Below are 14,268 nucleotides of genomic sequence, written 5' to 3'. Positions count from 1 at the left end.
TTTAACCTAACGCCACGTCCAGCACCATCATCAGTACGAAGCCGACCATCACGCCCCAGGTGCCCAAATGCGGGTGGGACGACAGCTTGGCGTCGGGGATGAGATCCTCGGCTACCACGAATATCATCGCGCCCGCCGCAAAGGACAGTAGCCAGGGTTGCGCCGCAGCGAGTGCCGTCGCCAAAAAGTAGCCGACCACCGCCGCCACGGGCTCGACCGCGCCGCTGCCCATACCCAAAAGGAAGGACTTTGCCCTCGAACCCGTCACGTTTTTTATGGGCAGCGATACCGCCGCCCCCTCGGGAATATTTTGAATGGCGATGCCGATGGCAAGCCCCAACGCCGCGAGCAACGCCGCGTCGGTCCCCGCGACCGCCGCACCGCCGAAGGCGAAACCCACCGCCAACCCCTCGGGGATATTGTGAATGGTCATCGCCAAAAACATTTTGGTGGACTTGGGCAGTCTGCTGTGTACGCCCTCTTCCTGCGCCGTACCCACGTGGAAGTGGGGGACGAGTTTGTCTATCAGCACCAAAAACAGTCCGCCGACCACGAAGCCCACCGCCGCGGGGACGAAGGACCACTGCCCCCACGAGGCGGCTCCCTCCAACGAGGGGAGCAAAAGCGACCATATCGAAGCGGCGACCATTATGCCCGCCGCAAAGCCCAAGAATACGGTGTTGACCTTTTCGGGTATGTCCTTTTTGAAGAAAAACACGACCGCCGCGCCCAACGTGGTCGCCGCGAATATCAATGCAAAGCCTAATATCGTAATCCCCATACTTGTCATTTCAGCACCCGTATATTCTTGTGATAGTTGCAATCGCAGTACGGACCACCCGTCGCCAAAGTGTATTGCCGCGTGAACGTGCATACCCCGCCCGCTTCGGCCATCGCATAGTCCCAAGCGCACATAGCGGGCGTTACCTCGGGTATGCCGAGTTTTTGCAGTAAAACGCATATCCCGCAATGCGTGAATTTGGCACAGTAGCCCGCGTCGGACGCGAATGGCTCAAAGGTCATATTCCAAGAAAAAGGGTTCCTGTCCGCGGCGCGGAAGGCCTCGGTCTTTCGCATTCGCGCAACGTCCTTCGGGGAAAACTTTTTCTTGCCCATCATTTTGCAAAACCGCTTCATCGTCTTGGTCATCATCGCCTTGTCGTAGTACGCGGTCACAGAAGCCAAAGTTTGCCGTTCGGGTAGCGAAAGATAGAACGCCGCAAACTGCGCGCAGGATACGATATTCACTTGGAAGCGGTCGCCTTTCTCAAAGTCGGGCACGTCGGCGATGATGGATTTATAGCGCTTGCTTGCGCGTTTTGCGATGGCGTTCGCCGTCTTCTTATCGTAGCCGAAAACGGACAGGTTCTTCTTGAAAGAGCCGCCGAAAACGAGTTTCATCCCCAAAGGCAGGCCGAAATACCTCATTGCTTCCCCCCGAAATCTATTCGCACGATCTGCATCTTCATCTTGTCGTCGCCGATTTTCGCCAACAGGCGAAAAAGAGGCGGCACGGATTTGTCCTCGAGGTCGTTGTAGCCGAGCATATAGCCTCTACTCGACACGCGGGAGGCGTTGCACCACGGGGACAATTCGACCGCCGCGTCCTCTATATAGAAATAGTCCTCGATAGAGGTGATGCCCGCCTCTTTCACCCAGGTTTTGAGCATGATTTTGACCGCTTTTTTGTTGGCGGCGTCGAAGCACAACTTGCCGCCCGCAAAGCGTTTCTCCATAGCGGCAAAGAGCCGCTTCACGGCCTCGCGTTTGAAATAATAGAACACGCCCGCCGCGATGAAGACCACGCCGCCCGTGGCGTCTATCTCGTCAAACCACCCTATCTCGTTGAGGTCGGCGGCGACGTTGCGCACCCTATTCTCTTCGGGCAATAGGGCGTTGCGCACCGCTATCACGTCGGGCAAATCCACGTTGTAGATTTTGCATTCGCCGTTGTCGCAATTCTCGGCGGTCTGGTCCAAGCCGCACCCCAAGTTGACGATTGCCGCCTGGGGGTGTCCCGCCAAATAGTCCTTGATTTCCCACGTCAAGTCGTTTTCGCGCATGGCCACTTCCAACGCGCCGAAGCGGTGAGCGAACCCCTTGCTCTTCTTCTCCAAATCCGCGAAGTCATAGTCGAGCTTGTCTATCAATTCCACCGCTTTTTTGTCTTGGAACAAATGCGGAAATTGCTCGGTGCATAGTTTGCGCCCGTAGAGGGGTATCACCAAAGTCTCCTGCACGCTGTTTTTTTCAATGTGATATTTCGACGATTTTTCCATATCTATTTCCTGTTGTCCTTTAGACTTTCCACCATATTCGTTTTGCACGTTTTCTTCCACGGTCAAGTCCGCTATGAGGTTGTAGAATGAAACGCGAGGCCGATACTCTCCTTGCGATAGGTCGTCAGTTCCTTTTTGTTGAGGCGCGTAACGTCCTGTCCGTCCACCGATATCTCGCCCGCGTCCAACGAGTCCAACCCGCCGATCATATTGAGAAGGGTGGATTTGCCGAGCCCGACGGCCCCAGAATGACGCATATCTTTCCCTTTTCCAACGAAAAGTCAACGCCGTCCAACGCGCACACCGCCGCTTCGCCTTTTCCGTATTGTTTCTTTGCGTTCTTCACCTCTATAAACATACCGCACCGCCTTTCGTCGGCCCACGCCGACCACTTCTCGGGGAAAGGCGTTTCCGCCCCCTATCCGATTTCAACTGAATTATACTCATTCTTTTCGGTGAAGTCAACAAAATATGAAGATGATTTCACATTCATATTTTAAGCGCGTATTATGCGGGGCGATCGGCGGCCAAAACATCATTTGGGGAGTGCCGACCGCCTTGAGGCGCCGTCCTTTTGGGTTTCGGCGGAAATACGCCGGCAAAAGTATTTGTATAATTATTTTTTTTATGATATGATAGGAGCATGAAAAAGAAAGGTACGGGCAACGCACGCTTGGCGTGGCACTTCCTGCGGGGGAGCAAATGGGCGTTTGCATTGGGCGTTACGTCTATGCTCGTCGTCACCTTCACGGGAATGGTCTCGCCGCAAATTATCCGAATCGCTTTGGATAACGTCATCATGGGACAGCCGACGGATTCGCTGTCCTCTTTTGCCACGACCTTTTTGTCCGCGTTGGGCGGTGCGGCGTACCTCAAAGACAATCTGTGGATCTTGGCGCTCGTCCTTTTGGGCGTGGCGTTGGTGGCGTTCGTGGCGCAATACCTCTTCCGCGTGATGAACACGTTGGGCGCGGAGACCTTCACCAAGAACATACGCGACGAATTGTACGGGCGTATCTCCCACCTGCCCTTCTCGTGGCATATGCGCAACCACACGGGCGATATCATTCAACGCTGCACCTCGGACGTGGAGACATTGAAGACCTTCTCGTCCGAGCAGTTGACGGGCATCGTGCGCATCGTGGTCATGGCCGTGATGTCCATCTCTTTCATGTATTCGATGCATTGGCAGTTGGCCACCATCGCGGTGTCCTTGATGCCCCTCGTCGTGCTCTATTCACTCTTGTTCCACAAACATATCAAAAAATCCTTTACCGAGTGTGACGAAAAAGAGGGCGAGGTGTCCAACCTGGTGCAGGAAAACCTGACGGGCGTGCGCGTGGTGCGTGCCTTTGGGCGCGAGGGCTACGAACGCGAGAAGTTCGAGAAGCACAACGCCGAATATACGGGGCTGTACGTGCGCCTTGCCCGCATTATGGCCAGATTTTGGGCCTCGCTGGACGTCATAACGGGATTGGAATTGATGATCGTCATCGTAGCGGGCGCGGTGTACGCCGTCCAAGGCGGCATCACGGTGGGCGAATATATCGCCTTTATGTCCTACAACGGTATGCTGGTGTGGCCCGTGCGTATGCTCGGACGACTGCTCGCAGAGATGAGCAAGGCGGGCGTGGCGTTGGGGCGTATCGGCTACGTCGTCAATTCCGAGCCCGAAAAGGACGCCGTGGACGCCGTGGAGACGAATATGGCGGGCGACGTCACCTTCGAGCACGTCAACTTCGCCTACGACAACTGCCCCGAACTACTGCACGACGTCACTTTCTCGGTGAAAGCGGGCACTACCGTGGGCATTATGGGCGGCACGGGGAGCGGCAAATCCACCCTCATGCTCCTTTTGGACAAACTGTACGACCTCGAAGACCCCGCCTCGCGCATCACCATAGGCGGCGTGGATATCCGCAAGGTCAAGACCGACTATCTGCGAGCGCATATCGGCATCGTGTTGCAGGAGCCCTATCTCTTTTCGCGCACCTTGCGTGAAAATATCGGCATCAAGCACGAGGGCATCACGTTGGAGAGCATCCGCGAAGCCGCCGCGGCCGCACGGTTGGACGAAACCATCGACGCCTTCCCCCAAGGGTACGACACCCAGGTGGGCGAACGCGGCGTCACCTTGTCGGGCGGGCAAAAACAGCGCGCCGCCATTGCGCGCGTGCTGACGGACGACGCGCCCATCCTCATCTTCGACGATTCGCTGTCGGCGGTGGACACCGAGACGGACGCCATCATACGCGCCAACCTCGAGCGCCGCTTCGGCACGGCGACCATCTTCCTCATCTCTCACCGCGTATCCACCTTGCGCAAGGCAGACCTCATCGTGGTATTGGAGAAAGGGCGTATATGCGAAATGGGCACGCACGACCAATTGGTACAAGCGGACGGGCTGTATAGAAGTATTTATCAAGCGCAAACGGCGGGGGTGGACGAACTATGAAAAAGAAATCCGACTCCGTCAAACTAAAATGCTTCGGCATCCCCTATCTGATACCCTTCCTGCGCGTGTACCGCAAGCGCATCTTTACGATGATCGTCTGCGGCCTTTTGGGCAGCGCCGTGGACGTGGTGTTGCCCATCTTCCAGCGCTACGCGCTCAATCACTTCGTGATGGGCGGCACGTTGGACACTCTGCCCTACTATATCGCCCTCTTCGTGGTGACGGTGCTGGGCGCGGCGTTCGTCAACTACATCGCGCTGTCCTTTGCCTTCCGCACCGAGGTGGAGATCAACCGCGACCTGCGCAACGAGGCCTTCGCCAAACTGCAAACCCTCGGCCTGTCCTACTACAACGCCAACAGCGTGGGCTATATTCACGCGCGCGTGATGAGCGACACGTCCAAAATCGGTATGCTGGTGAGTTGGAGCCTGATGGACGGCGTGTGGCACGGCTCCTACCTCTTGGGCTCCATCGTGGTGATGCTGGCCGTCAATTGGCGGTTGGCGCTACTAGTGCTCATCGTACTGCCCGTAACGGCCGTGATGTTCGGCATTTTCCAAGGCAAATTGGTGCGCGGCAATCGTCAGGTGCGCGAGCTCAACTCCATCATCACCTCCGACTTCAACGAAGGCATTACGGGTGCCAAGACCATCAAAACCTTGGTGATACAGGGCAAAATGAAGTCGGCGTTTGCCCGCGATACCGCCAACATTCGCCGCAAAACCCTGCGCGTGGCGCACCTGCGAGGTCTCTTCGCCGCCACCATCAATTTTGCCTCTTCGGTGGGGCTGGCCATCGTCCTGTGGCGGGGTGGCTACCTCGCCGAGGAAGAGGTGGGTACGTTCAGCCTCTTTATGAGCTACGCCGAAGGCATGATGGAGCCTATGCGCTGGCTCATCGACGCGGTGAGCGACCTCATCACCTGCCAGGTGAATATCGAGCGGGTGCACAAACTGCTCGTCACCGAGCCGGACGTGGTGGATACGCCCGCCGTCAAGATGCTGTACGGCGACCAATTCCACCCGCAATACGACGCGTTCGAGCCCATGAAGGGCGATATCGAGATACGCGATATCACCTTCACCTACCCCGACGGCACCGAGCCCGTGCTCGAGCACTTCAGCCTGGATATCCCCTTCGGCACCAACGTCGCCATCGTGGGCGAAACGGGCGCGGGCAAGTCCACTCTGGTCAATTTGATATGCCGCTTCTACGACGTGCAGGAAGGGCAAATATTGGTGGACGGCAAGGATATCCGCAAGCGGTCGCAAAATTGGCTGCACGCCAACGTGGGCTACGTCCTGCAAACGCCCCACCTCTTCTCGGGCACCATTCGCCAAAATCTCCTCTACGGCAACCCCAACGCCACCGACGAAGATATACGGCGCGCGCTCGAAACCGTGAGCGCCACCGACGTGGTGGCCAAATTGGAGAAGGGCATAGACAGCGACGTGGGCGAGGGCGGCGACCTGTTGTCCACGGGCGAGAAGCAACTCATCGCCTTCGCCAGAGCAATTCTGTGCGACCCCAAACTGCTCGTCCTCGACGAAGCCACCGCCTCCGTGGACACCCTCACCGAAGCGCGTATTCAAGCCGCCATCGACACGGTCATCAAAGGCCGCACGTCCATCGTCATAGCGCACCGCCTCTCCACCGTCAAGAACGCCGACTGCATCCTCGTGGTCAAGAACGGCAAGATCGTGGAGCGCGGCACTCACCCCGAACTGCTCGCCCTCGGCGGCTATTACCGCACCCTCTACCAACGCCAATACGAGGACGAAAAGACCAAAGCGATATTGGGCTAAATTAACTCTATTAAACACAAACAATTAATGTGGCAATGCATTTTATTTGTGGTATAATAATCAAAAAGTGATGGAGGGAAACATATGAAGAACTTATTCATAATCGACGGTTTAGCCGGTACGGGGAAATCAGATGCCGTATCTTATCTAAACGACAAAAAAAACTCTTTTCATGCTGTTATTATTAAAAAATACACTACCCGCCCCGAACGAAAAAGAGAAAAAGACGGTGAATTAAATGTTGATTTACAATTTGTTTCAGATGAACAATTCGAACAAATAGAATCCAGTATCGGAGATATGTTCATCTCATATGAGTATGGTGGTAAAATAAAATATAGATATGGTTTCTCATTATATGAAATAGAAAAAGAGTTGTCTACATGTAAGAATGTTTTTATTATTATACGCGACGTAGATATTATAACTAAACTTGTTAAGAGATATGATAAGGTGTATAACGTTATACCTATCTTCATTTATACGGATATGCTCCTTGTGCAAAAACGATTAAAAAACGAGGGATATTCAGAAGAAGACATAGCGGACAGGTTATCTAGAAATGAAATGGTTTGGAATGACTACGCATCGCAGGATGTCCCAATCTACAAACACACCATTATAAACAACTCCGATCCAAACTGTTTTCATCGGTTAATACGTCAACTCCTTACTTTATATAACGAACCAATTCAAGGTGTTCTTCGCTTACACAACGGAGAGTGCATTCATCTTGGAGAAACTATTGCCGGACAATATGAAGTTATGCGTAACTTTATAAAAAGAAAAGACTACGATAAAAACATTTTTATAATGATTCGATATAGAAATAATAATTCTATACTACGCCCTGCAATACAAACATGGGTAGCTGAAAAAGGATATAATTGCATTTTTGCAGATAAAAACGACTTAACTCATGATGTTTACAATCCAATAGCTTTATCTTATGTTTGTAAATATGGCGTAGCAGTTTTTGAGGAACCTGAAGATTGCAATGCTTTTAGTCCAAATGTCGCATATGAATTAGGATGTATGCAGACTCAATTTAAACATTGCCTAATCATAAAACACAGCACCTTGCGTAAATATAATTTCTTTGATATATTAAAAGATGAAGGAAAAGAATATAACGAAGTTATGGATATCAAGGATATTCTCGGAGAATGGCTTAATGAATTAAAATAATCCAATAGTGTTAAAAACAGCACAACCTCGTGAGTTGTGCTGTTTTTATTAACATTTATTTATCTGCCCTTATCGGCCGCCGGCGTGACCGCCGCCACCGCCGCCACCCGAGGAATGGGAACCACCGCCGCCGCTGCGACCGCCGCCCGAGGAATTGTTGATAACGACCACGGTGGTGGTGCTGCGGAGGAACTTGTCCTCGTGCCCGTTGAGGGCCATTTGACAATACTTATCCAAAGGATACGTCTCGTTCTTGCGCTTGCGGCTGTAACCCTTGGAAATGCGCGCGGCTACCACGCCCGCCACGATGAGGCCGATGGCTACGCCGATGACGATGTTGAGCCACAGGGGCATACCGTCGTAGGATTTGCCCAACATTTTGAGCATACCCACCACGCCGTCAGCCGCGACGCCGCTATCGTTGGACACGATGTAGTCGCCGTAGATAGACCATATCGCGTCGCTCGCCTCGCCCTCGGACAAACGCGTGGCCGCACGACCGTACTTGTAGAGGTCGAAGTGGTAGTTATCTTGGTAGCCATTGGCGTTGATGATGATGAGGATATAGTCGTCCTTGTCCGAGAGCCCTTGCGCGGCGAGGAATTGCTCCCCGTTCATATCCGCGAAGTTATTCGTGCGATTGGTGGTGGCCACGAGCATGGTCACGCCGTACTTCTTGGTGGTCTTGGCGCACGCCTCGTTGATTTGCGCCACTTGCTCGGCGGAGAACAACCCCTTTTCGTCATATAGGAAGGTCGTGCGATTTTTGTCCGCTACGCACCCCGAAAAGGCCAGCACCGAAACGACCGCTACTACTATCAAAAGTAAAATGACAGGCAATTTTTTCACAGCAGAAGCCCTCCTATCAAACTGAGGACGGTGGCTAAGCCTACGGCAATGCTACCGAAGGTAATGCCCATCTTCGGCCGACTGAGCGGCAAATCGCCGAACATCTTGCCCGTATAACCGTTGATGGCGAAGACGTAGGTCTTGCCGTGATAGCGGTAGTTGAGCACCCAAATGGGCAAAAGGGTGTAGTCCCAGTTGCACTTGTTGACGATGACGGCGTTTTTGGTGACCTTGACCGTATCGTACCCGCGAATGGTCCCAGAGAGGAGCTGCTGCGAATAGCTGCGCATCCGTTTGGCCACCTCGCTCTTGACGTCCTCGCGCGTGAGGTCGTTGCGCTTGGCGAAAAAGCCCGACAAATAACTCATATCGAAGTCGCGGTGCGCCTCGACGGGATAGGGCAGCACGCCCTCCATCAAGACTTTGTCCGCGCTCTGCAACGCGTTGGTCGCAATGTCCTCGAAGTGAATGTCCGCGCGGCGCCACACGTCGTAGTAGTCGGTGCGCGTATATTGCTTGTTGCCCGTCACCCACACCTTGACCTTGGTGGCGTCGGCGTTCAACGCGCAATCGGTATCCGCGTCCGTCATCCAAAAAGGATGATAGATGCCCGTGATTTTGTCCAACGTGGACTCGCGCTTGAAATCGTTGGGCACAAAGGGCTTTTTGGACAGCACTCCCTTGAGGATCTCGATGGCTTTCTCTTTGCCGACGGCGAAAGGAATGATCTTCTGCGGCTTGAGTTGCCCCGTCACCCTGCCTTTGAGAATAACGGGATTGCCGCAATAGGCGCAAAACTGCGCCACGGTGGTCTCGTCCGCCAAAATAGACGCGCCGCAGGAGGGACAAGCGTACTCCCGAAGTTGCGCGTCGAAGGCCTCGTCCTCTTTCTTCGCCTCGGCTTCTTGGCGGCGATACTCCTCCATCTGTTGATAGGAGAAACTGCTACCGCAGTACTCACAGCAAAACTCCCCCTTTTCGGGATCGTATTTGATGGGAGCGCCGCATCCGGGACAGGTAAGCGAGGACGCTTCTTTCGAATCTTCAAATACTTCTGGTTCCATTAGGGTTTACGCGTGCCGCAGTCGGGGCAGAAGTTCATCGAGGAGTCGTTGCTTCTGCCGCAGTTGGGGCAGAACCAGCCCGAGGGTTTGGGTTTGCCGCAAGCCGAGCAGAATTTGCCCGAGTTGACCGCGCCGCAAGCACACGTCCAAGTGCCCGCCGCAGGAGCCGCCGTCGCGCCGCTGCCTGCCGCAGGGGCCGCGCCCGCCGCGGGTGCCGCAGGTGCGGCGGTACCCATAGCGCCGCCTACCGCGCCGCCCATCATACCGGCCATGCCCGCCATAGACGCGCCGATGCCGACGCCCATAAAGCCGTTCATACTGCCGGCCGAGTTGGAACCGGCCGCTTCCATACCGCGCGCGACCGAACCGGCCACGTAGCCGGCGCGCACGTTGGGATCGCCGAGCATAGCGCCTTGGTTGCGCATATTGAGGAGCTCTTTGCTCTTCTCGTCGTAACTGATGCTCGCCAAACCGACGGCCAAGATTTCCATACCGCGTTTGTCGCGCCAGCTGTCGTCCAGAGCGTCCGCCATATAGCGGGACAAATCCGCCGCTCTCGAGGTGACGAAACTGATGCGGATGCCCGCCGCGCTCATTTGGTTCATGGAGGTCTGCAAGCCCTCGAGGAACTCGCTTTGATATTGCTCGTTGATGTCTTGAATTTGCACTCTCGACGCGTTGCGGGGAATGGCCTCGGCGTAGAACTTCAACGGATCCACGATTTTGATGCTATACGTGCCGTGCGCACGGAGGAACAACTCGGCATTGTAAAAACTGTCGTAGTAGTTGACCGCGTTGGGCGTGCCGAATTTGATGCCCTTGATCTCTTGCAAGTTGATGAAGAACGCTTTTTGCGAAGCAGAAGGCACACCGCTGAACTTGATACGGCGGAAGGTCTCCTTAACGGACTCCCACAATTCGCCGTTGAACAGCGAGGGCGACGCGGTGTTGTCCACCTTGTAGTAGCCGGGCTCGGCGCAGTAGTCGATGATCTTGCCGCCGTCCACCAACAGCACGCATTGATTGTCGTAGACGTGGATGATGGAGCCGTTGTTGATGATATCCGATTCACCTTTGCGGTTGTTGTTGCGCCTGGAATCCTTGCGCACCAACACTCCTTTGGTGAATACGGTATTGTCGTCCATATTGTCCGCTTCCAATACTTCCAGCCAGCTATCCGCAAATTTGCCGCCGATAGAAGACGCGATTGCTCTGATTAATCCCATAGTATACCTCCAAAGCGGGCGATTAGCCCATATTTCATATTATAATTATAGATTGCAAGCGCGATGTTGTCAATATAATGCGCTCTTCTTTGCATAGGAAGCATACGGTTTATCGACAAATATTTCTTTTCCGCTTGACACGCTCTTTTTTCCATTTTACAATGATAGCGAGGTGTCTTATGGATAATTTTGGTTTTACAAAAAAAAGCGGCATCCTGATGGCCGTCAGCTCTCTTCCCTCTCCCTACGGCATCGGTACGTTCGGCCGTCCTTGCTATCGGTGGATTGACTTTTTGGCCTCCACCAAAACCACCTGCTGGCAGGTCTTGCCCCTCAATCCCACCGCCTATGGCGACAGTCCCTATCAATCTCCCGCCGCCGACGCGGGCAACCCCTATTTCATCGACCTTGACGAGTTGGTGGCCGAGGGGCTTCTCACGGCGAGCGAGGCGCAGTCGGCCCGTTGTCCGCAAGGCAAAGTGGATTACGGTTGGCTCTTCTATACGCGGTTCGACCTTTTGCGCAAGGCGTACGCCCGCTTCAAAGGCGAGGCGTGGTACACCCGCTTCTGCCGCGAGAACGAATGGGTGGAGGACTACGCTCTGTTTATGGCGCTCAAAGTGGCGCACGAGTATCGCCCCTGGTCCTCGTGGGAGGACGAATACAAGTATTACGACAGCGCCAAGCGACACGCGGACGACTTCCGCCGCGAGATGGGTTTTTGGCGTTGGGTGCAATACACCTTCTTCCGTCAATGGCACAAGGTGCAGGCCTACGCCCACCGAAAAGGCGTGCAGATCATCGGCGATATGCCCATCTACGTGGCCTACGACAGCGTGGACGTGTGGCGCAATCCCTCCCTGTTTCTCTTGGACGAAAGGCTCAATCCTACCGTGGTGGCGGGCTGTCCGCCCGACGGGTTCTCCCCCGACGGTCAACTGTGGGGCAACCCCATCTATAATTGGGAAGTTATGCGTAGCCATGGCTTCGATTGGTGGGTAAAGCGAATAGGCAACAATATGCGCCTCTACGACATTTTGCGCATCGACCACTTCCGCGGTTTCGCGGGCTACTACAGCATTCCTTTCGGGGACGAAAACGCCCGTAGAGGGCATTGGGAATACTGCCCCGGCAAGGAACTCTTCGCCACCATCAAGGAGAAGTTGCCCGATACGCGCATCATCGCCGAGGATTTGGGCTTCATCACCCCCGAAGTGCGCGACCTGTTGGATTTCTGCGGCTACCCCGGCATGAAGATATTGCAATTCGCCTTCTTTGACGAGGACGCCGAGTACCTGCCCCGCACATACACCACCGACAACTGCGTGGTCTACACGGGTTCGCACGACAGCGACTGCACGCGCACCTTCTGCCGCAATCTGGAGGGCGAAGTGCTGGCGCGCTTCAAGCGCGAGTGTCCCACCCATCATTGCACGCGCACCCAAGCCCTCATCGATATGGCTTTGGCTTCCCGCGCCAATCTGGCCGTCATTCCCTTGCAGGATTGGTTGGGCCTCACCAACGATGAGGGGCGTATGAACACCCCGTCCATTCCCTACGGCAACTGGACGTGGCGCGCCAAGCGCATTCCGTCCAAGCGCGTCAAAGACCTCATTAAGGCCAAAAACAAAGAGTTCGGCCGTAGCAAATAATGCCTATTTGGTATCGAAAACCCCGCCGCGTGGCGGGGTTTTTGTTACCATAGCCCCATCACGCCCCTCGACAGCAACGCGAAAGAAAATGCGGCGGGGTATCTTGCAATTTGCACGCCGAAGTGATATAATTGATTATATCCACCAAGGAGTAAGAAATATGGAGAGTATCAAGCGCTTCGTCTATCGCCGTCCCGTGGCGTTGGCTATCGGGTTGATGGCGTTTTTCAATCCGTTTTTGTTTTATCTATCCACCGACTTTCACCCGAGTTTCGCCACCGCCGTGTGGGGGATAGACTACGGCCTACGCATCTTCCAAATCGTCGCGGCCGTGTGCGTTTTGTCCCTGCTGTTCGTGCGCAACTTGGGCATCTGTCGCGCCTTTACCGAGCATAAGGTCGTGGTGGGGCTGTACTTTGCCTTTGCCATCGCCACGGCGCTGTGCACCCTTGCCAACGTCATTATACTCATCTTGCTATCCTCGTCCATACCTATGGCGCGGTTCTATTTCGACAAAGAAGCGCCCTTCCTTTTGGGCTTCGGCGCGGCGTTGTCGCTCGCTTTCGTCATACCGCACCTTACCGACAAGATCCGCATCGCCATCATCGTGACGGTATACGCCCTCTGCGGACTGCTATTGGTGGCCGCCGAGTTTTGGAATATCGAACCCTTCACGTTCGTCAGCGAGCCCATCGTCTTCGACACGGGCAAGGATTACAGTATCGTGTGGAGTACGTCCACCATCTCCTCGGGCTACGTCACCTACACCTACGCAGGCGTAGAGTACGAGGTGGACGACGCCAGTTACGGCAGGCTGTATTCCGCCCGCACCATACACCACGCCAACGTGCCCTACGAGCACCTCGACGGCAACACCTACACCGTGCACGCCACGCGTTTTTGCGACAACGCCCCCTATTTCGCCAAGCGAGGCAAGACCATTACGGCCGCACGCACCTTCAAGGGACGCCCCACGGGGGACGTGAAGATGGCCGTCGTGACGGACAACCATTGCCTCAGCCGCACCAAATTCCAATCGGTACGGCAGGACGACTACAACGTGGTGGTGATGCTCGGCGACTTCTCGGACTTCGTGCACCAGGAGTTGGACATATCCGACTTTTTGCTCTACCCCGCGTGGTATCTCTCGCACGGCGAAGTGCCCGTTCTCTACGCCAAGGGCAATCACGACACGCATTGCGAGATGGGCGCGGACCTCGCCTACCTGTTGGGCTTCGACAGCCTCTACTACCGCACCACCTACGGTGACTACACCTTCACGGTGCTGGATTCGGGCAGTTGCAACGTGGACCTCGAGGAAGAAAAATACGCGGGCGTGGGGCGCTATATCCCCTACCGCGAAGAGCAGTTGGATTGGCTCGCCGGACAAACGGCGTCCGCCGGCTACGACGTGGTGTTGGTGCACGTGTGGGACTACGCCTCGGTGGCGGAGGGCGTCAAGAACGCACAGGCAGAGGCGCAAGTCGTGCGCTACAACCATTGCCTGCAAGCGATGAGCGCCGACTTCCAACTGTCCGGGCACAAACACGACCTCAACTTCTTCCAAAACGGCGTGGACGGCGTGGACGTGCCCGTACTGCGGTGCGGCGGCATTTCGGCGGGACTTATCGGCCATAGCCTGACCTACAGCGTGGTCGAGTTCCACGACGGCGTGGTGCGTATGACCGCCTACAACACCCGCGCCAAGGAGCCCGTATGGCAAGGAACGTACACCATGACGAGATAGGCG

The 14,268-nt window shown here is 55.1% G+C and carries 12 protein-coding genes; 5 read left to right on the top strand and 7 right to left on the bottom strand.

Translation table 11 applies throughout. From position 1 onward, the window contains the following. Position 1: 1 nt before the first annotated feature. The 4 genes from II896_00560 to II896_00545 all read right to left on the bottom strand — a co-directional run bounded on the left by II896_00560 (position 2) and on the right by II896_00545 (position 2,536). A complete protein-coding gene (locus II896_00560; GenBank protein MBQ4443135.1) occupies positions 2-790 on the bottom strand; it encodes a ZIP family metal transporter in 789 nt (262 codons plus the stop codon). After that, positions 787-1,428, bottom strand: a complete 642-nt coding sequence (locus II896_00555; protein MBQ4443134.1) for an L-2-amino-thiazoline-4-carboxylic acid hydrolase — start codon at positions 1,426-1,428, stop codon at positions 787-789. The genes II896_00560 and II896_00555 overlap by 4 nt, the downstream gene beginning before the upstream one ends. Further along, on the bottom strand, positions 1,425-2,279 hold the full coding sequence (locus II896_00550; GenBank protein ID MBQ4443133.1) for a class I SAM-dependent methyltransferase: 855 nt from the start codon (positions 2,277-2,279) through the stop codon (positions 1,425-1,427). The genes II896_00555 and II896_00550 overlap by 4 nt, the downstream gene beginning before the upstream one ends. A 71-nt stretch (positions 2,280-2,350) precedes the next feature. Continuing rightward, positions 2,351-2,536, bottom strand: a complete 186-nt coding sequence (locus II896_00545) for an ATP-binding cassette domain-containing protein (protein ID MBQ4443132.1) — start codon at positions 2,534-2,536, stop codon at positions 2,351-2,353. A 386-nt stretch (positions 2,537-2,922) separates the two neighbouring features. Here II896_00545 and II896_00540 point away from each other — a divergent pair, with 386 nt between their 5' ends. The 3 genes from II896_00540 (at position 2,923) to II896_00530 (ending at position 7,727) form a co-directional block, all read left to right on the top strand. Further along, positions 2,923-4,734, top strand: coding sequence for an ABC transporter ATP-binding protein (locus II896_00540; GenBank protein ID MBQ4443131.1), 1,812 nt, complete (start codon positions 2,923-2,925; stop codon positions 4,732-4,734). Continuing rightward, complete coding sequence (locus tag II896_00535; protein MBQ4443130.1) at positions 4,731-6,539, top strand: ABC transporter ATP-binding protein; 1,809 nt, start codon at positions 4,731-4,733, stop codon at positions 6,537-6,539. The genes II896_00540 and II896_00535 overlap by 4 nt, the downstream gene beginning before the upstream one ends. 84 nt (positions 6,540-6,623) lie before the next feature. After that, positions 6,624-7,727 carry a hypothetical protein gene (locus II896_00530; GenBank protein ID MBQ4443129.1) on the top strand — a complete coding sequence of 368 codons (1,104 nt, stop codon included), beginning with the start codon at positions 6,624-6,626 and terminating at the stop codon, positions 7,725-7,727. Between the two features lie 69 nt (positions 7,728-7,796). On the opposite strand, the gene II896_00525 is transcribed toward II896_00530, so the two are convergent. The 3 genes from II896_00525 to II896_00515 are packed head-to-tail and all read right to left on the bottom strand — an operon-like array spanning position 7,797 to position 10,866. Then, the gene (locus II896_00525; protein MBQ4443128.1) at positions 7,797-8,576 is read right to left on the bottom strand and encodes a TPM domain-containing protein; all 780 of its coding nucleotides are present in this window, start codon (positions 8,574-8,576) and stop codon (positions 7,797-7,799) included. Continuing rightward, positions 8,573-9,640 carry a zinc ribbon domain-containing protein gene (locus II896_00520; protein ID MBQ4443127.1) on the bottom strand — a complete coding sequence of 356 codons (1,068 nt, stop codon included), beginning with the start codon at positions 9,638-9,640 and terminating at the stop codon, positions 8,573-8,575. Before II896_00520 ends, II896_00525 begins: the two co-directional genes overlap by 4 nt. Beyond that, positions 9,640-10,866 (bottom strand): SPFH domain-containing protein, encoded by a 1,227-nt coding sequence (locus II896_00515; GenBank protein ID MBQ4443126.1) that lies wholly within the window; start codon positions 10,864-10,866, stop codon positions 9,640-9,642. The genes II896_00520 and II896_00515 overlap by 1 nt, the downstream gene beginning before the upstream one ends. A gap of 179 nt (positions 10,867-11,045) precedes the next feature. Between II896_00515 and malQ the strand changes: the two genes are divergently transcribed. Continuing rightward, the gene (gene malQ, locus II896_00510) at positions 11,046-12,518 is read left to right on the top strand and encodes a 4-alpha-glucanotransferase (protein ID MBQ4443125.1); all 1,473 of its coding nucleotides are present in this window, start codon (positions 11,046-11,048) and stop codon (positions 12,516-12,518) included. A gap of 160 nt (positions 12,519-12,678) precedes the next feature. Further along, positions 12,679-14,265 (top strand): metallophosphoesterase, encoded by a 1,587-nt coding sequence (locus tag II896_00505; protein MBQ4443124.1) that lies wholly within the window; start codon positions 12,679-12,681, stop codon positions 14,263-14,265. Positions 14,266-14,268: the final 3 nt, after the last annotated feature.

It is taken from the genome of Clostridia bacterium (genome assembly GCA_017394805.1).
Taxonomy (GTDB): domain Bacteria; phylum Bacillota; class Clostridia; order Christensenellales; family CAG-1252; genus RUG14300.
Note: the sequence above shows the minus strand (reverse complement) of the source record. Positions and strands in the feature narration are given on the sequence as shown.